At 68.2% G+C, this 18,879-nt stretch carries 15 protein-coding genes; 11 read left to right on the plus strand and 4 right to left on the minus strand.

The window, feature by feature from the left end; genetic code table 11:
* Window positions 1-133: 133 nt before the first annotated feature.
* The 4 genes from ML01_RS05670 to ML01_RS05685 all read right to left on the minus strand — a co-directional run bounded on the left by ML01_RS05670 (window position 134) and on the right by ML01_RS05685 (window position 5,373).
* Complete coding sequence (locus ML01_RS05670) at window positions 134-862, minus strand: hypothetical protein (RefSeq protein WP_058554435.1); 729 nt, start codon at window positions 860-862, stop codon at window positions 134-136.
* A gap of 631 nt (window positions 863-1,493) precedes the next feature.
* Window positions 1,494-1,685: a hypothetical protein gene (locus ML01_RS05675; RefSeq protein WP_058554436.1), complete on the minus strand. Its 192-nt coding sequence runs from the start codon at window positions 1,683-1,685 to the stop codon at window positions 1,494-1,496.
* Window positions 1,686-2,051: 366 nt separating this feature from the next.
* On the minus strand, window positions 2,052-2,978 hold the full coding sequence (locus tag ML01_RS05680; RefSeq protein ID WP_058554437.1) for a nuclease-related domain-containing protein: 927 nt from the start codon (window positions 2,976-2,978) through the stop codon (window positions 2,052-2,054).
* Between the two features lie 118 nt (window positions 2,979-3,096).
* Window positions 3,097-5,373 (minus strand): COR domain-containing protein, encoded by a 2,277-nt coding sequence (locus ML01_RS05685; protein WP_058554438.1) that lies wholly within the window; start codon window positions 5,371-5,373, stop codon window positions 3,097-3,099.
* Between the two features lie 1,226 nt (window positions 5,374-6,599).
* Here ML01_RS05685 and ML01_RS05690 point away from each other — a divergent pair.
* The 11 genes from ML01_RS05690 (at window position 6,600) to ML01_RS05740 (ending at window position 18,845) form a co-directional block, all read left to right on the plus strand.
* Window positions 6,600-6,851, plus strand: coding sequence for a type II toxin-antitoxin system Phd/YefM family antitoxin (locus ML01_RS05690; protein ID WP_058554439.1), 252 nt, complete (start codon window positions 6,600-6,602; stop codon window positions 6,849-6,851).
* 363 nt (window positions 6,852-7,214) lie between these two features.
* Window positions 7,215-7,643, plus strand: a complete 429-nt coding sequence (locus ML01_RS05695; protein ID WP_058554440.1) for a DUF29 domain-containing protein — start codon at window positions 7,215-7,217, stop codon at window positions 7,641-7,643.
* 51 nt (window positions 7,644-7,694) lie between these two features.
* A complete protein-coding gene (locus tag ML01_RS05700) occupies window positions 7,695-10,223 on the plus strand; it encodes an alpha-amylase family glycosyl hydrolase (protein ID WP_058554441.1) in 2,529 nt (842 codons plus the stop codon).
* 382 nt (window positions 10,224-10,605) lie between these two features.
* Window positions 10,606-12,792, plus strand: a complete 2,187-nt coding sequence (locus ML01_RS05705; RefSeq protein WP_058554442.1) for an AGE family epimerase/isomerase — start codon at window positions 10,606-10,608, stop codon at window positions 12,790-12,792.
* An 82-nt stretch (window positions 12,793-12,874) separates the two neighbouring features.
* Entirely contained in the window at window positions 12,875-14,119 is a 1,245-nt protein-coding gene (locus tag ML01_RS05710) for a toll/interleukin-1 receptor domain-containing protein (RefSeq protein ID WP_058554443.1), read from the plus strand.
* 22 nt (window positions 14,120-14,141) lie between these two features.
* Window positions 14,142-15,041 (plus strand): hypothetical protein, encoded by a 900-nt coding sequence (locus ML01_RS05715; protein ID WP_058554444.1) that lies wholly within the window; start codon window positions 14,142-14,144, stop codon window positions 15,039-15,041.
* Window positions 15,042-15,106: 65 nt separating this feature from the next.
* On the plus strand, window positions 15,107-16,687 hold the full coding sequence (locus ML01_RS05720; protein WP_058554445.1) for a DJ-1/PfpI family protein: 1,581 nt from the start codon (window positions 15,107-15,109) through the stop codon (window positions 16,685-16,687).
* Between the two features lie 23 nt (window positions 16,688-16,710).
* Window positions 16,711-16,962, plus strand: coding sequence for a hypothetical protein (locus tag ML01_RS05725; protein ID WP_058554446.1), 252 nt, complete (start codon window positions 16,711-16,713; stop codon window positions 16,960-16,962).
* The gene (locus ML01_RS05730) at window positions 16,959-17,504 is read left to right on the plus strand and encodes a BrxE family protein (RefSeq protein WP_216819113.1); all 546 of its coding nucleotides are present in this window, start codon (window positions 16,959-16,961) and stop codon (window positions 17,502-17,504) included. The genes ML01_RS05725 and ML01_RS05730 overlap by 4 nt, the downstream gene beginning before the upstream one ends.
* The gene (locus ML01_RS05735) at window positions 17,504-18,289 is read left to right on the plus strand and encodes a BrxA family protein (protein WP_058554481.1); all 786 of its coding nucleotides are present in this window, start codon (window positions 17,504-17,506) and stop codon (window positions 18,287-18,289) included. The genes ML01_RS05730 and ML01_RS05735 overlap by 1 nt, the downstream gene beginning before the upstream one ends.
* Window positions 18,270-18,845: a BREX protein BrxB domain-containing protein gene (locus tag ML01_RS05740; protein WP_058554448.1), complete on the plus strand. Its 576-nt coding sequence runs from the start codon at window positions 18,270-18,272 to the stop codon at window positions 18,843-18,845. The genes ML01_RS05735 and ML01_RS05740 overlap by 20 nt, the downstream gene beginning before the upstream one ends.
* The last annotated feature ends 34 nt before the right edge of the window (window positions 18,846-18,879 follow it).

An 18,879-nucleotide genomic window follows, 5' to 3' on the forward strand; every position in this document is an offset into this window, starting at 1 on the left:
CTGAACCGGTGGGGAGGCACAAAGCGTGTGGTTCGCGCCGGTGTGCCGACGCCGCGGCCGCGAAATGGCCTCGTGGTCTGTCGCTCATCGGCGAGACCCGACGAATGCACTAAAGCTGCGCCGATCGTCATCGCTACCGCTCGGCTGGCGTCACTGTTCCGCTTTCCGGTGCCGGCCGGTCGGGCTCTTCGTAGTCCGCCGCGGAAGCTTCCGGGGCAGGGCCGTCGCGGCTGCCGGGTGGCTGCTGACTCGCCGTGGAATCCTGTGCGTGCACAGCAGGCGTGGGCGGCGCGGAGGCTTGCGTGTCGGAAACTGACGACTGAAACGCGTCGGGCTGCTCGCGCAGCCGATAGACGCTGACATGCTCTTTTCGCAGCAAGATTCTTCCGTATTCGAAACCGGCGCGGAGACGTGCGGCGATCCTGCCGTCGGCGGCCGGATCGTCGCAGTGCTCTACGACGGCCGCAAACTGCCGCATGGGATCGAACGGCACGCCCGGTGCGGCAGCGTCGAGACGCGAGACGCCGCTGTCGAGCAGCAGCAGCTCGATGTCTTCCGCCAAACTCCGGAGGGTCGCCGAGACTTGCTCGGGCGTCGGTGCGGGGCGACGGTCGGGCAGCTCGTCTGCCAGCTTGAGGGCGTCGGAGCTGATGCGGATCAGTCTGGTGAAGATCGGGCGCAAGGCGGCGCCGATGAGATCTCGCTTGTGCTCCTGAAGCTCGGCGTGCAGCCGCTCGATCTGCTGTTCCTTGAACGAATCGTACTTCAGCTTGTCCTCGAAGCCCCTAGCCAAAGCTTCGATCGCCTGCGCGATGTGCCGCAGTCTGTCGTCGGGGGAGCTGGCGCCGGCTTCGGGGTCCATGGGCTGCGAGGCCTCGCGTGTCGTCGGAACGGGAAGGATACCAAGGACGCAGAGTGCGAGTGGTCAGAATCGACCGATGGCCGGTGTAGGAAAAGGCGACAGCGGGACGCGGCGAGCACCAGGAGGTACGCGCGGGGCGGGACAGCATGACCTGTGCCGCTCCTGACTCATTTCCCGCATGGCGGCGAAGTTGTTTACGGCGAGCAGCTCCGGTTGGTGGGGCACAGCGAAGGCTGGTGTCGTCCTTAACCAGTGGCACGACACGCTGGCGAACATCGGCGTCGCGCGCTCTGCTGGCCATTGCGCCGAGACCACGCTGGCGCCGGTGAAGTTGACGGCAAACAGGCGGCGCTTGCTGCTCGGCGTGTCTCCACAGGCCCCACGGAAGCCGCGCGCGGACGTGCCGATCAGTCGCCCGGTGGCAAGCCAGACGGCTCGACAGACTCGCTCGCGGCTTGAACCTGGCGAAGAGGCCCAAGTAGCGCATGTTGAGGATCATTGGCCGCGAGAGTGGCGTGCGTGTTGACCAGTCGCGCAAAGAATAAAGAGGGCCGGACCTTGGGGGCGGGCGCTCTGTCCGCGACCGCGGGTCGTGCCGGGGCGGCTGCGGCGGGGCTTGCCGGTCTCCCGCTCAGCCCTGGCTCGCGCGTCGCGCCGCGTTCAAGGCCTGCTGAAGCGTCAGCGCCGGCGCATGCGGGTCCCAGTCCTGCTGGCCGAGCCGTTGGCTTGCCTGATACAGGCGCTCGGTGACCGGGATCAACACGTTGTTGGAGCTCTCGGGGATCTGGTCTTCTCTGCGAATCGGCTCCGACTTTGTGCTCATGGGCGCCTCTCCTGGTTGTGGATCGCGCAGGAAACATGCGCGCTGTTCAGCAACGTGGATCGGAAATTTCATGCTCGCTCGAACGTGCGGGCGGCTCCGAGGCAGGTAAGCTGGACCATAACGCTGTCGTGAGGCAGCGAACAGAGATGCGCGCGCCCCACATTGCCCGCGCGGCCAGCGCTATCTTGCCGTCCGGGGCGGGTACTGCCGGCAGAGCCGGCGAATGCGGTGCCGAGGCAGAGCCTCGGCACCAGCGCGAGGGGCGCGGGAGCGGCCGGGGATGCGTTCCGGTGCAGGATCCGTTGATCGACAAGACGAGCAGGCGGGGCTTGCCTGGCGCGGCGGGGCTGGTGCTGCTGTCGCCGGTCACCGCTTGGCCGGGCCTTTGGCATCGGCGTTGCCGTCCGGCCCCGGCAGCCGGCATAGTTGCTCAACCTGGAAGGCGATGCGCTGTATGTCGGCCTTGTCGAGCGGTGCGCGGTCGCGGCCGGGCTTCAGCATGAAGCCGCTGTTCTTGGGGTTCATAGTCCAGACCTCGCTCGGGCTGGTGACCGCAACGTACCAGCCGGGCAGGGCAATGACCGGGCGCGCCTTCACGGTGATTCCCGTCGACTTGGTCAGCCGCTCCGACAGCCAACGCGCCTGGGCGGCGGCCTGCTCCGCGGTCTTGGTGTCGGTCCAGTCCGGAAAGTGCAGGGCCTTGCCGTCGAAGCTGACCCGGGCGTTATCCAGCGCGCGCCCGGTGGTGGGCTTGAGCCGGTGCTTGGTCTCGATCGCGAAAACGCCACCGGGGGCGATCACGACGTGGTCGATGTTGAAGCCCGGCGCCTGGATGTCGTGCAGCACGCGGCCGCCGCCGGCGATGACGGGCTCCAGCAATTGCGCGGTGGCCCACTCGCCGTCGCGGCCGTCGCGATAGGCCGTGATCTGCTGCGCGAGGCGGATGCCGCGGACGATGCAATACCCGAGCGTCAGGAGCAAGGTTGCGCCATAGATCACGAGGGTCGTGGTCCAGCCGGGGGGCTTGCCGAGGGTCTCTTGCAACAAGTAAATGGCGAGCAGCATGAGGGGCAGGAACCCGATTGCAAACAGCAGGCTGCCGAGGTCCCAGCGCAGCTCTTCAATCCGCTCGGTCAGCCCGTACGCCGGCGGGCGCAGCAGCTCCGACGTGAGCGGGGAGCGGCGCTTGCGGCGGCGGTTCAGCGCTTTCCAGGTCAGTACCGCGACGAGCAACAGGAGCATCGGCAGCAGCACCACGACTACAACGGCGGCGGGGAGGAGCAGGCTGTTCATTTGGGCTGTCCCCGGCCTGTCGGCAATGCAGGGTGCATGGCCGCGATGGTGCGCAGGCCAGTCGCGGCTGCGAGTGGTCGCGGGCCAGATCTCATCGGCCTCGGCTTGCGACGGCGGCTCACGCAATCCGCTCCCGAATCAGCGCCCGCACGGCCGCGAAGTCGTCCTGGGCCAGCAACTCCGGCTGACGGGGGATGAGCATGTCGTTGGCGACGGTGAGCATCTTGACGATGTCCTGGTGGAAGCCGGTAATGGCCTGCCATTCGGCGACGCCGTCCTGGCCGAGCAGGCGCAAGGCGTCGGTCATCGAGTAATTGCTGAGCAGGGCTTCGAGGCGCTGGCATTCGTGGCGCCAGTGCTCCAGGTGCGCGACGCGGTCCGGGAGGCTCCGCAGGCTGAGGTCATCCTGCACCAGCGGCACGATGCGGCGGCGGAATGCTTCATCCCGCTCGCCGGCGGCGCGCCAGATGCCGTGCAGCTCGGTCATGCAGAAGGGGGAGCGCAGATACTCCGCGCTCAGGATCACGAGCACGCAGCGGCCGGCGGCGAGCTGCTGCATGAAGCGGCGGATGCTGTCGCCCCAGTTCATCTCGTCGCGCTCGCGGATCACGCGGATGCCGTCGCGCGCGAGCAGTGCGTCGCAGAGGCGCTGCACCAGCGGGGATGCTGCCTCGCGCCGCCAGTTGTAGGAGACATAGACCTCGGGCTGCGCCGGCGGGCTCGGCGGCGGTGCGGTGAGATGCAGCGGTGGGGGGCCGTCGGGGCCGTGGCGCTGGGGGCGTCGTGCGTGCGCCGGAGGCTCCAGGGCCGATCGGGCGGGGTCCGGGCGCGTGTCGGGCGCCCCGGGCGCGGCGCGCTCCAGCCGACCGGCCCAGCCGTGGTGCTCGTTCAGCTCGCCGATGCGCTCGATCAGATTCTCCAGCAGCGCGCCGGCCTGCTCGCCCTTCGTGCGCAGGGCGAGCCGGCCGCCGTGGCCCTCGGCGTCCGGCTGCTCGTCGATCTCCGCGGCCGAGTCGGTGCGGGCGTCGTACAGGGACAGGCCATAGCGCCAGTAGTCCGCGTCCTCGCCGGCGAGGTCGCCGAGCTTGGAGAGCACGGTGCGGGTGATGGCCGGGGTCAGGAAGGGGAAGACGAAGGCCGCCTCCGCCAACTGGCCGGTTTGGGCATCCCAGCGGTTGGCGATGCCGCGCGCCACGGTGTCCCGGGTCGGCAGCAGGTCCGGGGCGACGTACTCGGTCGCGTCGGCATCGCCGGAGCCCCGGCGATGAGCGAAGCAGATGCCGCTCTGCTCCATCAGCCCCAGCAGCACGCGCTGGTCGGCCGCGGTGAGCGGCTCGCGGTGCGCGGTGGGCCGGCCCCACAGCAGCCGGTCCAGCAGCGGCCGGGTGAAGCGGCCGGCGAGGCCGGGGCCGCGCAGGATGGCGTGGACGCCGTCCTCCCGCGTGAAGAGCGCGTAAATCTCCCGTAGGGCCCAGGACTGGTCCAGGATCATCCGGTCGCCGAAGTGGCCGGGCTGGTACCAGACCTCGCCGGCGCGGTGCAGCACCTCGGCGTAGCCGGGCGGGTCGTGCACGCCCTGCTGCTCGCACAGGGCCGCGAAGTCCGCGAAGGGCACGAGCCGGTGGCGGCGCTCGGCGGTGCCGGGCAGCGCCGCGTCGGCGTCGCGCCAGGCGCGCAGTTGGTCGCGCACCCGGAGGCGGTTGCTGCCCATCATCGGCTGGCCCTGGAGCCCGCGCAGCGCCGTCACGGCGAGCCGAAGCGCCTCCAGCAGCGCGTCGCGGCCGGTCTGGTCCTTGGCGCTGTAGCCGAGTGGCTGAAAGCAGCGCCCGTCCGCCGCCAGCGCGTGCAGGGCCGGCGAGTCGGGCGGGCTCGGGCGCCGGCCGAGGCCGCCGTCGCACTGGTTCTGGACGATCAGGAGCGGGCTCTGCGCACCGCCCAGGTGGCGCACGTAGTCGAGCCAATAGCCGAGGGGTTGGTTCTCAAACTCCAAGTCGCCGTGCTTGTGCACGCCCTGCTCGCTGTCCGGCGTCCAGAGCACGACGAAGATGGCCCGCGTGCGCATGAAGAGCGCATGGGTTCCGTGGTAGATGTCCTGCCCGCCGAAGTCCCACAGGTTCAGCAGCGCCGGCGGGCGGTCCGGCATCGGCAACTCCGCGGTGCTGACGCCGATGCCGTGGGTGGAGTCAGCGGCTTCCTCGAAGGGGAGGCCCCGCAGCCGCCGGCAGAGCTGCGTCTTGCCGATGCGGCCGTTGCCGAGGACGATGACCTTGACGTCCCGCAGGGGCTCGGCGCCGGCGGCGACATCGGCGAGGTGGGCGCGGAGGCGGGGGAGGCAGTTGTCGTCGCCGTCTTTCGAGAAACGCGAAAATACCTCTGGGGGGATATCTGACAGCAAGGACCCATCGGTTATCTCAAGGACTTCCAGCGCTGGGGACGCGACCAGTGCCGAGGGAAGTTGCGCGATTCGCACGCAGTCGCAAAAAAGCCGCCTCAGCCGGGGCAGGGCGGCAAGCGGACGAAGATCGCTGACTTTCGTAAACGAGCATTCCAACATGGTCAATGAAATCAATGCGGCGAGGGGATCGAGGCTCAACACCTCCGTCCCCCCACAATTGAGAGTCTCCAATCTCGATAGCTTCGCCAAGGGCTGAAGATCCCTGACCCGCGTATGTCTGAAGCGCAGGTATGTCAGCGCGGTGAGTGCAGCGAGGGGGGAAAGGTTCGAGACCTCGGTGTTCCCGAGATCGAGCCAGGTCAGCGCTGTGAGTTCGGCGAGCGGAGACAGATCGAAGAGCCGGCTAGAAGAGCAGTTAAGCCAGGTCAGCGCCTTTAGCCCGGCGACCGGGGACAGGTCCGAGACGTTGGTCGTCGAGCAATTGAGCCCGGTCAGCGCCCTGAGCTCTTTGAGGGGAGATAAGTCCGAGACGCGAGTGCCCCCGAAGTTGAGCTCGGTCAGCGTCTTGAGTTCGGCGAGAGGGGACAAGTCCGCGAGGTCGGTTGCAGAGCAGTCGAGCGTGCTCAATCGCCGCAGCCGCCTGATCTCCGCAAGTCGACCCTCAATCCGGTTGTCAACTCCGTCGTGCCGCGATTTGAGTCCACCCCGCAGCACTAGGTGTTCTAACCACTCCAGCTCAAACAACTCTTCGGGCAACCGGCTCAACCCGAGTCCGCCAAGGTCAAGCCTCCCCGTCCGCGCCTCCCGCTCCGCCGCGATACGCTCCAGCGCGATCTGGTACCCGTCGCAGTCCATGTTGTCGTCGCCCTGGTTCTGGTGTGCGTGCGCCATGGCCCCGCAGTTTAGGCTGGGTTGCGGGACGAAACCCAGCGGAAGACCTGGTGCCGCGGTGCCGGGTTTCGCAAGCTCAACCCAGGCTATGGCGCTCCTGGGCCTGCTGCTCGTGCTTAACCGGCGGTCGTGCGCGGCCCCGGCGGCACGGCCGCGAAGCGGGGCACCGGCGCTCAGCCCTGGAGCGACGGCGACAGTATGCCCTCGCCGGGCGAGCCGCGGCGTGCCCGTGCGTCTGCCGGGTGTCGCGGCAGGATCGGCCCCGCCGGCCCCGGTGCGTGGTCTAATCTCGAATTCCAAGAGGCACCGATGTCACAAGCCCGTTGGAGGTGTCGATGCAGATTTCAGTCACCGAGGCCAGGCGGCAACTTGAGGAACTGGTGCGCCGCGCCGAGGCCGGAGACGAGGTGGTGCTGACCCGCCGCGGTCAGGCCGCGGTGCGTCTGGTTCCCGTGCGGGCCAGGCCGGACAGCAGCGCCCGGCGGCAACTGTTGGAGTCTCTGCGCGCATCCGCCGTCGCTTCGGCTGGTCCCGGCGCCGCGCGCAGCCAGGATTGCCTCTACGGCGATGATGGCCTGCCCGAATGATTGCGGTCGACACATCAGCCCTGATGGCGATTCTTCTGGAAGTCGCCCGCGAACAGGGTTGCCCCCTGCTCTTCGTCGGTCGCGACTTTGCCGCGACCGATATCGAGGCAGCGCTTCGACTACAGCGGTCTGACCCTGCATAGGTGCTGTCTATCGCACCGGCATCGCCCGGGCGCCGGTCGATCAGGCCCGGCTGCTTTAGGAGTGGCGACGCCGACGGGGCGCTGGATCGACGGTGCCTGGCCGAGCCCCAAACGCCCATCAGGGCTGACCCGGGCGCGCCCCGCCGCTTGACGCCCGCGCGCTGCCCCGACATGCTGCCGGGTCAGTGGTACATCCCCGCCGACAAGGCAGCGAGCGACCATGAGCCGATATGAGCATGACGTGATCGCCTGGGCCGAGGAGCAGGCGGCGCTTTTGCGCGCGGGCCGCTTCGGGCAACTGGACATTGAGCACCTGGCCGACGAGATCGAGGACGTGGGCAAGGGCGAGCAACGCGCGCTGGCGAGCCGCGTGTCCCTGCTGCTCGCTCACCTGCTGAGGTGGCAGTACCAGCCCGAGCGACGCGGGGCTAGTTGGCAGGCGACCATCCGGGTGCAGCGCCGGGCGCTCGCCGCGCATCTGGCCAGCGCACCAAGCCTGAAGCGGATGCTCGCCGACGCCAACTGGGGGACGCGCATCTGGGGCGATGCGGTGGCGAAGGCGATCGATGAGACCGGGCTGGACGGCTTCCCCGAGGACTGCCCCTGGTCACTCGAGAACATCCTGGCGCGGGACTGGCTGCCCGACTGACCCTATCGGTCGCGACGGATCCGATCAAATCCACCGGCAAGGAACTCGGCAATGGCACTGGTCAGATTCGTCTATCGCACCGGCATCGCCCAGGCGTTGCTCGACAATGCCCGGCTGCTGGGCAGTTGGGACGCAGACGGGCGCTGGACCGACGGCGCCTGGTCCGAGCGGCCGATGGCGCCCATCATCGCCGACGACGGCCGCCCGGCCTTCGCGGCGGAGCTGGACCTGGTTCCGGACCCCGCCGGTCGGCCCTTCCGCTGGGGCGTGCGGCTGGATGGGCCGGGCGGCGCTGATCAATGGGGCATTGTCACGCAGCCGGACGACCCCGCCGCCACCGAGCAGGTCTGCCTGCTGACCCTGCCCGCCGATCTGCCCGACCCTGGCGAGCCCATCGAGGCCGTCTACCACCTCACCCACGCCGGCTGGCTCGGCGCGAACAAGCGCTTTTCACCCGGGTCGGATGTCCCCAGCATTCGCTTCGCGGTCTGGGCGCCGAACGCGCGGGCGGTGGAGGTGGTCATCGGCCGCACCTGGCGCGACGGCGATGCCGAACGCAGGCCGCTGGAGGGTCTGCCGCCGGCGCAGCGCTCCATCCCGCCCGCCGAGATCCGCGGCGGCTATGTGCACGACGACGGCGACGGCGCGCATCCGGACCTTGGCCCCTTCGCGATGAGCCGCGGCGCGGGCGGGGTGTGGGAGACCGACCCCGCTGATCCGGCGCTCGCGTCCTTCGCGGCCTTCGACCACCTGCCGTATCTGTTCCGCATCACCAAGGACGACGGGCAGGTGGCCTACCGGACGGATCTCTATGCCCGCTGCCAGATCGGCGCCGGGGCGACCAAGCCCGACGGCCCCTGGCGCGGGCGGCTGCTGGACCTGGACGGCGTGCGCGGCTGCTCCGCCGTCATCGACCCGGACCGGGTCACGGCGCTGTTCGAGGAGCCGGTCTACCCGGAGCGGGAATGGCTCGACGCCGCGGACTTCTGGGCCGACGAATTCGACCCGGCCCGCCCGGTGCCGCGGCGCATCGAGGATCTGGTGATCTACGAGCTGCACCTGGGCGCGCTGGGGTTCGGGCGGCCCGGCCCGGGCACCATCGCGGACGCCATCGCGCTGCTGGATCATATCGAAGGGGTCGGCGCCAACGCCGTCGAGCTGCTGCCCATGGCGGAGTTCGGCGGCGGGCACGAGAACTGGGGCTATGCGACGTCGCATTACTTCGCCATCGAATACGGCGGCGGCGGGCGGGACAAGCTCAAGTTCTTTATCCGCGCATGCCACCGGCGCGGCATCGCCGTGATCATGGACGTCGTCTACAACCACTATGTGCACGACGGCGAGCGCGCGCAGTGGCTCTACGACACCAACGACCATGCGCGCAATCCCTACTACTGGTACGAGGGCGCGCCGGGCGACTATCCCGCCTTCGACGCGGCCGTCGCGCCCGCGAGGCAGGGCACCGGCGGCTATCTGGACAACCTGTCCACCGGCTGGGCGCCACGCTATGGCGAGCCCATGGTGCGCAAGCTCTTCGCCAGCATGGCCCTGTCCCTGTTGGAAGAGTTCCACATCGACGGCTTTCGCGTGGACCAGACCACGTCGATTCATGCCTACAACGTGCTGCATGCCGACGGCCGCCCCGTGCCCGCGGCCAACCAACTCGGCGCCAAGCTGCTGCGCGAATGGACCCGCACGCTGCGGCTGGTGCGCCCGGACGTGATGCTGATGGCGGAGGATCACTCCGATTGGGACGCCGTGACCCTGCCCGCCGACCAGGGCGGGCTCGGCTTCGACGCCGCCTGGTACGCGGACTTCTACCACCACCTGGTGGGCGATGGCGACGGCCATGAAGATGCCGCCAAGCTGTTGAAGCAGGCCGGCTTCGGCGACGACCGCCCGCTGCCGATGGACCGCTTCGCCGGGGCGCTCGCCGCCAGCGGCAGCGGCAAGGTCGTCTATTGCGAGTCCCATGACGAGGCCGGCAACGGCGCCGGCACCGCCCGCAACATCGTCGTCGCTATCAACGGCGCGCCGCTGACGGGGGAGACCCGGCGCTGGGCCGAGGCGCGCTGCCGCTGCGTCTTCGGCATCACGCTCTTCTCCGCCGGCACGCCGATGTTCCTGTTCGGCGAGGAGGTCGGCGCCGACGCCCCCTTCCTGTACGACCGGGTGCTGGACTTCAAGCCGGACCTGCATGGGCTGCGCGAGGGCGCCGGCGCCGGCATGTACGCCTTCTACCGGGATGCCATTGCGTTGCGGCGCCGGAGCCCCGCGCTCTGCGGGCGGGACATCGAGGTCCTGCACGTGCACAATGCCAACCGCGTCATCGCCTTTCGGCGCTGGGGCGACGGCGAGGACTGGCTCGTGATTGCGACGCTCGGCAATCGCCCGTTTCTCGCTGGCTATGAGATTCGCCATCCTGCCATCCAGGGCGGGCAATGGCAGGTGCTGTTGAACAGCGATGCCTTGGCCTATGGCGGGGGCGGCGTCGGCGACGGCCGGCGCGTTGTTGCGGAGGACGGATCGATTACGGCCCTGCTGCCGGCGAGCAGCCTGGTCTTGCTGCGGCGCGGTTGATGCGCTTGGCGCGGCGGAATCCGGGCTGCCTGTGTGATGTGGCTGGTGCCGAGGCTCTGCCTCGGCACCCGGGCTTGATGGCTCTGCCATCCGCGGCGATTGTGCGGCAAGACGCCGTGGAAGAAGGCATCCGAACTGGAGGCGCGCATGACTGACGCCGATGTCGAGGTCGTCGAACCTCGGCCGCATCGGCGCAGAGCGCCAAGAGAGGCGTGACACCGCGGGAGCGGTGTCACGAGAAAGACCAGCGATGCCTTAGGCCTATGGCGGGGGCGACGTCGGCGACGGCCGGCGCGTTGTTGCGGGGGACGGAAGACGCGTGACACCGCGGGAGCGGTGTCACGAGAGATCAACGGCAGGCCAAATTCAGCAGGAGTAAGCAGTGGAACGAGTCAAGCGCAAGCACTTCAGCCAGTCCCTGACCATCCTCGGCCGGGTGAAAGAGATCCTGCCGGCGCACGAGGGCTTTCCGAAGGGGCGGTTCGTCGTCGAGACCCGCGGCGGCGACTTCACCGTGCATTGTCAGCAAGCGAGTTGGATGGCATCGCTCAGGAATCTGGACGATCTCGATCGGACCCGCGAACGGCGCTCCAAGCAAGATGCCGATGGCAACTTTGAGCAGCCCAACCTCAACAACGCCCTATTCGTGGGCGACATGGTTGCCGTTCAGGGCACGTTGCACACTCATGGCGGCAACGAAGGCGACGACGAGCCCGACAAAGAGCGCTACGACGGTCTTGTCATCCACCTGCTGCACTCCAGTCGCGATCATCTGCACTTCGAGCACACCCGCTGGTGGATCGACCAACTGGTGGTCATGGCCAACAAGTGGCTGGATGATCTGTTCGGCGACAAGCGTACCTACCAGCTCGATGATTTCGCGGCGCTCTATCGCACCAACCTCAACATCCTGGGCCTGCCCACCGACGACGATACGCAGGAGATGGCGACGCTGTCGCGCCTGATCTACGGTCTCGCCAGCGCCTTTCTGGTGACCGGTGACGAGCGCTATTTCCAGGCCGCGAAAGCTGGCGTTCAATTTCAGCAGCAGGCCTTTCGCAGCTATTCCGCCGACGGCCGCTTCTGCCTGTGGTATTCCGCGATCAAGCGGCAGCGCTATCTGAATCGGCGCATGCTCGACGCCGAGGCCGGCGACGACGCCGGCGGCATTCCGCTGTACGAGCAGATCTACGCCCTCGCGGGCCTGGCGATGTATTTCCGCATCACCGGTGACTGGGAGGTGCTGCAGGACATCCGCCGCACCATCTGCGCCATGCTGACCCTCTGGGGCCATTGGCCGGAAGCGGACGGCAAGCCCCGCTTCGACGGCTTCTTCTCGCACATTGACCCGGTGACCTTCACCCCGCGCGACAACAGTTTGAACCGCGGCGGCATGCTGGGGCCGCGCGACAACCGCGAGGCGAAGAACTGGAATTCCATCGGGGATCACATCCCCGCCTACCTGATGAACATGGTCTTGGCGCTCGATCCGCTGCCCTATGAGGACGGCAAAGGCGATGCTGCGGAGCGCCGGCGCGATCTCGAAGAGCTGCTCGGGCACTGCGTGCTGATCCTCGGCGACACGGCGCGCCTGATCCGCGAGCACTTTCCGCGGACGCACTCCCCGCTCGTTCAAGAACGGTTCGACAAGGACTGGAAGCCCGTGGAGAACTGGGATTGGCAGCAAAATCGCGGGGTCGTCGGGCACAACCTGAAGATCGCATGGAACCTGACCCGGGTCGGCAATTGGTACCAGGCCCGGGGCGGCGCCGACAACGAGCAGATTGCCGCGGACTGCTACGCGCGGGCCAAGACCCTGGCCGAGGACATGGGCGTGCTCGGCATCGACCAGATCCGCAGCGGCGTTTTCGATGCGCTGGAGCGCGTGCCGCCCGACGATGGCCTGCCGATCCAGTTCGGCTGGTGGAGCACGAAGGACTTCTGGCAGCAGGAGCAAGGCATCCTCGCTTATCTGATCCTGCTCGGACATGACCCTGAGAACACGGACTTTCGCAAACAGGCGCAGGAGCTGTCGGCGTTCTGGAACCTGTTCTTTCTGGACCGCGAGCGCGCCGGCGTGTTCTTCCGCGTCAACGACAACGGCCAGCCGCTCATCGAGGGCAAGTACGGCAACATCGGCGACCATTCCAAGTCCGGCTATCATGCCTTCGAGCTCGGGCTGCTGGCACACGTCTACCAGATGGCCTATTTGCCGCGGGAAGACCGCCAGCACACGGTCTTTGCCCTGCATTTTCGCCCGGATGCAGACAGCGGGCTGGCGGCGCTGAACGTGGCGCCGGATGCGCTCGCACCTGGGGTTTTGCGCATCCGCGACGTGAGCATCAACGGCGTCAACCGCCGGATCTCGAAGACGGATCACGAGACCCTGCGGGTGCCGCTGCGCCCCGGGGATCTCGGCAAGAAGGTCGTCGTGCGGCTGGAGGTGACCGAGGAGGCGTTTCGGCAGATGGCGCTCGATGAGCCGAGCAAGCCCCATCTGCCGGGCGAGGCGCCGGGCTGCCGCAACGAGCCCTCGGCGCCCTTGGAGGCGGATGAAGCCCGGACATAGCCGGGAGGGGCGCTGTGATTCGTAACGATCTCAGCCTTGGTTTGACTGTGCCATTTGGGCGCTCTGCAGCGAGGTATCGCGCATGATCGGCATCTACGCCACCCCGGACGCGGCCTATGCCGCCGCCGAGACCCAAGCCGCGCTGTTCGCGTCCTGGCCGCAGTTGGCCACGGTCGCGAGTGACGGCGCCGTGCTGCCCGAGCTGCCGTTCATCGGCGACGGCGCGCGGCCGGCTTGGGATGACCTGCTCATCGTGCTGTTTGGCGCCGCCCCGCTGCCGGCGGCGTTGCACGGGCCGATTCAGCGCGAGATCGACAACGCTCGGCGGGAAAAACGGGCGAGCCGGGTGCTGCCGGTGTCTACGCTCGACGGCCACCGCCGGCCGCCGGCGCCGATGGAGGCGGTCTTCGCGCTGCATTGCCCGGAGCCCTACAACGCAGCCGGCGCCCGGCTGGCCCGTCGCGTCGGTGCGCTGCTGGCCTTGTGGCTGCGCGGCGACGACCGCAAGGTCTTCGTCTCCCATCGGCAGGCGGATGGCCAGGCTGTGGCGATCCAGATTACCGACTATCTTCAGAAGCACGGCTACGACGCCTGGCGGGACGAGGAGCGTCTGGACGGGGGCGATGTCGTACAGGACGAGATCGAGCGCACCATCGCCCAGGCCAACTTGCTGCTGCTGCTCGACACGCCTCGGGCCGGCGAGTCCGAATGGGTTGCCCGCGAGATCGATGCGGCCATCGCCGGGTTCGTGCCCATCGTCTCCGTCGTGTTGCGGCCGACCGGCGCCACCGGCTCCGCGGCCGAGCCAAGCGTGTACGGCGCCAAGGAGCTGCGCAATGTCAGGATCGAGGCGGACACCGACGCCGCCGGCGTCGTCGAGCCACTGACCGACGCCCGGCTCGCGGACCTGCTGGCGGGTGTCGAGCATGCCCTGAGCAGCCTGCTGCGCAGCCAGATGGATCTTGCCTCCAAGGTGGAGCAGACCTTTCGGGACTTCGGTTTCGACTGGCAGGCGCTGGACGCGCAACGCTTTTTGTATGCCGGTGCCAAACAGGAGAACGAATGGACCTTCAACCGCTTCCTATCGCACTGCTCCTCGCTGCCGCCGACCCATCTGTGGTCCGTGCAGGCGCTTCGGCGCTATCGGCCGGAGGGCGGCGATCCAAGCCGCCATGCGTTCAATCACCGGCTCTTCATCTACGACGAGCAGCCGGTGCCGGACCCGACGCTGAAGCGACTTGCCCGCGATCATGAGGCCTATCGCGATCCGATTCTGCGCCTGCTGCACACGTCAAGGCTCGCCGCGTTTCTGAGCAAGTACCAGTAAGGCGCCCGATGAGAGTCAAGCCATGAGCGACACCACCCTATCCGAACAGCTCGACCCCGATCTGACCGGCGTGCGCGTCGGACTCTCCGGGGCCATCCCGGACCAAACTGAATGGGCCGGCCGTGCCCTGGACTGGGAGATCCTGAACGCCGTCAGCACCCTGGCCGACACCGTCTTCAGCGGCGGCGGCACCCTCGTGCACGGCTCGCACCCGAGCTTCACCCCGCGCATCCTGGCGCAAGCCGCCCCCTATGCCGAGGAGCGCGGCGAGCCCGTCGTCACCTTCGTCCTCTCGGGCCTGTTCGCCGATGGCGCCCTCGCCCGCCAGCTCAAGGACCCGCGCTACCAGGGCGTAGTCGACCTGATCCTCGTCGACCCCGTCATCCCGCCGGGGCACGAGGGCCACGGCGCCGAAGACCCGGCGGTGCGCAACGCCAGCCTCACCGCCATGCGCGAGCGCCTCGTCCAGGAGATGGACGCCATGGTCATCATCGGCGGCAAGCGCTGGGCCGACAGCGCCAACAAGCCTGGCACGGCGGAGGAGCTGGAGCTGGCCCGCGCCCGGGGCATCCCCTGCTATCCGCTGGGCGGGCTCGGCGGCATGGCGCAGGAGCTGGCGGAGCAGCCGGACTATCAGGTGCTCGCTGCCGCCGAAGCCGAAGATCCCATGGCTCAAGAGGACTCGGCCAAGGCCATGAACACCTGGTCGGCGGACGATGAGGCCCCTCTCGAAGCCATCGCCACGCGCGGCGTTCGCACCTTCACCGCAACCGCCACCCGCACGCTGGAAGCCCGGACAGCGACCATGCGTCGGCCCACGCTGAGCCAGGCGGACGACGCGCTCATTCGCGCGACGCCGGACTACGGGCGCGCCATCGGCATCATTGCGAAGCACCTGCGTCCTCAGCTCCGCCGCGATTGACCGCCTATGCTGAATCACTACCGACCGGTTGCGATCGGATCGGCGCATCGAATGAGGGAATCGTCATGACCGAAAGGCCTCTGCAAGGCAAGAAGATCGCCATCGTCATCGAGTCGGAATTCGTGCCGAAGGAGATCGCGACCTACCGAGAGCGGTTTGCGCAATACGGGGCAGAGGTGGAGCTGCTGTCCCGGCTCTGGGGCAATGCGGAGCTGACCTTCATCAGCGATGTGCAGGAGGCGGGCGAGACGCCGGAGACGCTGACGGTGGATAAGGACTTCACCGAGGTCGATCCGGATGACTATGCCGCGGTGATCATGGCGGCTAACTACACCAGCGTGCGGCTGCGCTGGCTGGCCGACACTGATGTGGAGCAGGACGCCGACGGCAAGCCCGTGATACACGGCAACAGCGGGCGCCGCTCGCCGGCGGTGCAGTTCTTCTGCCGGGCGATGCTGAACCCGCGCATCGTCAAGGGCTTTCCGTGTCATGCGCTGTGGATCCTGTCGCCCGTCCCGGAGGTGCTGGCAGGCCGGCGCGTGACCTGCAACCGCGTCATGCTCGGCGATGTGCAGAACGCCGGCGGCATCTACGTGCCGCCGATCAACGGCGTCGTGGTGGACGGCGACATGGTCACCAACGACAGCGCGGACCACAGCGCGGAGCTGGTGGACGCCATCCGCGACCGGATCCTGGCCATCGAGGCCGGGCAGGTGCCGCCGGTGCTCTCCGTGGCGACGACACCATCGGCACGGCCGTCCACCGCGCCGGTGGTGGCCCATCCCAAACCGCGCCGCATCCTGATGCTGATCTCCGAATGGGGCTACTGGGGCGAGGAGCTGGTGGGGCCGCTGGAGGAATTCGATGCGGCCGGCTACGAAACCGTCTTCTGCACCCCCACCGGCAAGCGCCCGAATGCCATCACCGTGTCGATGCTGCCGGAATACATCGACCCGCCGCTCGGGCGCTCGGTGACCTCGGCGGAGATGGCGGCGAAGGTCGCCGCGCTGGATGACCCGGCCACGGCGCAGGGGCAGCGGCTGGAGTCACCGTTGAGCCTGGCGGACTGGTACCCGGAACGGCCGTACTGGGCCGACCCGCAATTCGTGCGCCGGATGGAGCTGTATCACCTGCACCTCGACGCTGCTAATGCCAAGCTCGCGGACTTCGACGCGCTGATTATCGTCGGCGGCAGCGGGCCCATCGTCGACCTGGTCAACAATCAGCGCGTGCATGACCTGATCCTGGGCTTCTACCGCGCCGGCAAGCCAATCGCGGCAGAATGCTACGGCGTCGCCTGCCTCGCCTTCGCGCGCAACCTCGAAGACCGGCTGCCGATCATCCGCGGCAAGCGGGTCACCGGCCATTGCCTGGAATACGACTACAAGGACGGCACCGGCTTCATGCGGGCGCGCGGAGAGTTTCTGGACTTCAACATGGGCCCGCCGCCCTATCCGCTGGAGTACATCCTGCGCGACGCGACCGGGCCGGACGGGGCCTTCATCGGCAACTTCGGCCATCCCACCAGCGTCATCGTCGATTATCCCTTCATCACCGGCCGCTCGACGCCGGATGCCTACCTGACCGGCCGTAAGCTGATTGAGGTGCTGGATGGCGAGCCGCCGCTGCTGCGGTTCGGCTGGTAGCCCGGGCGCCGGGAGGAGACGCGATGGCGGCGGCATACGCGCTGGGGGTTGCCGATCTGCTCGCCGAGGGCACTGGCCTGCGGCTGGAGTGCACGGTCCAGCTTCGCGACGAACGCCTCGCCAGTGATGCGTTCTGCTCGGTCGGTGCACGAATGTTTGACGGTGTTTGGTGTGTCAAGCCTCTGCTTGCTCATGCTTGTGCAGGGGCTATCTTGAAGCCGGAGGGGTATGCCTTGACGCGCATGTTGCTGAAGCACAAGCTCGCTGCACGATGAGCCACCTGAGCGCAGCACAACCGCGCCCGCCGACGGACGCCGGGCGGATGCTCGACATCGCACGGCTGCGGGTCTTGATCGGTTACCTTGGGGAGCGCGACCAGCAGGGCTGGTGGCCGAGTGCGTTTCTGTCGCCGAGCAGTCAGGCGTTCCTGCGCCCGGTGTTCCCGCGTACCTTCGCGATGGCGGCTTATCGGGGCGTGGTGGAGGCGGCACGCCGAGCGCATGACGAAAGGCTCGGTATCGGCCGGGCCCTGCACCTGTTTCGCCTGCCCGAAGCCGTTGAGCAGGGCGTGGCCGATGCGGTTCGGGATCTGCTGCCCGAGCCGGGCTGGGATCGCGATCTGGCCTCCGTGGAGACCGCGCTCGGTCGGCTGCGGGCCATGACGCTGGAGCCCGCGAGCGTCGTCGGGGGGCCGGTTCGGATCGGCACCGCGGCCGAGCTCGCCGGCTGCGACTGGCTGCCCAAGACGGCGGCCTGCTATTGCGCCGGTTTTGTCGACGGTGTCGCCGTGTATCCATACTTCCTGGACGTGGCCTGATGCAGGCCGCGCCCTATACGACCCGGCTGCAGGCGGGGCTCGGCTTGTTGTCGGAATCCCGGGCGCTGCTTGCGCTGTGGCAGCCGGGCATGACCGCCGGCGACCTGTATCGGGTGGCACTCGCGTCCGGCAGCTTTCCCAACGTCTCGGCGCGACGTCTGCGCAACATCGTCGCCGAGGGCTTCGCACCCAGATTCCTGGCCCCCGGCGCTGTCTCCGCCGGGCATCTCAAGCGGATCTGCGCGACCTTGCCCGCGGACGAGCTTGCACAGCTCATGTTCCTATACACCTGCCGCGCAAATCCGATCCTCGCGGACTGCGTGCGCGAGCTGTATTGGCCGGCTCGGGCCGAGGGTGCCCGGCTGCTGGCCCGCGAGCACGTGATCGGGTTCATCCAGCGCGCGCTGGATGACGGCAAGACGCGGGTGCGCTGGGCCGACGGCACCGTGCGGCGCGTGGCCCATTATCTGCTCGGCTGTTGCGCGGACTTCGGTCTGCTCGGCAAGGGCTCCCGCGTCGGGCGCGAGATCCTGCCGTTCGCCATCGCGCAGCGGGTGGCGGCCTATCTTGCGCACGAGCTGCACGTTGCCGGCAGCGGCGACGAGGCGCTCGTGGCCCACGCCGACTGGCAGCTTTTCGGACTCGATCGCCGCGGCACGCTCGAGGCATTGCAGCGTCTCTCGCTGCACAACTGGTTCATTCTCCAGTCGGCGGGCGAGGTCACCCACATCGGCTGGCGCTGCCGCACCATGGAGGCGTTCCTGGATGTCCTCGCTGAAGGCTGACTTCGCGGAGCTGATGCACCGCATCTGGCAGGGGCGCGAGCTCTCGCACGCGAGCTTCGAGCCCATCTTCTACCTGGTGTTCCACCCGAGCCGGATCATCGAGGTCAAGCGGCAGCTCCCGGCCTGGACGGCCAAGCTCGAGAACGAGGGCTGGACCGTCGAGCAATTTTCCATCGCCGAGGAGATTGCCGCGATTCACGCCGAGGCGCCATTGCGTCAGGTCTGGCTCCAGGCCGAGCAGAAAGACCCCCTCAACTGGCAGAAGGCCAACAGCGCGCTGGAGAACGCGCTGGTCAAGACCGGCCGACTGAAGGCGCGTCTCGGCCAGGCGCTGGAGCGGCTGCAGGCACAGGATCGGGCGATCCTGTTCGTTACCGATCTCGAAGCGCTGCACCCGTACCTGCGGATCGGCGCCATCGAAGGCGACCTCCAGGGCAAGTTCCAGGTGCCGACGGTCTTTCTGTACCCCGGCGTGCGCACCGGCAAGTCCCGGCTCAAGTTCCTCGGGTTCTACCCGGAGGACGGCAACTATCGTTCCGTGCATGTCGGGGGCTAACATAGGGCCTTTACCGATGCTTCCGGCGGCACTG

The organism is Thiohalocapsa sp. ML1, from assembly GCF_001469165.1.
Taxonomy (GTDB): domain Bacteria; phylum Pseudomonadota; class Gammaproteobacteria; order Chromatiales; family Chromatiaceae; genus Thiohalocapsa.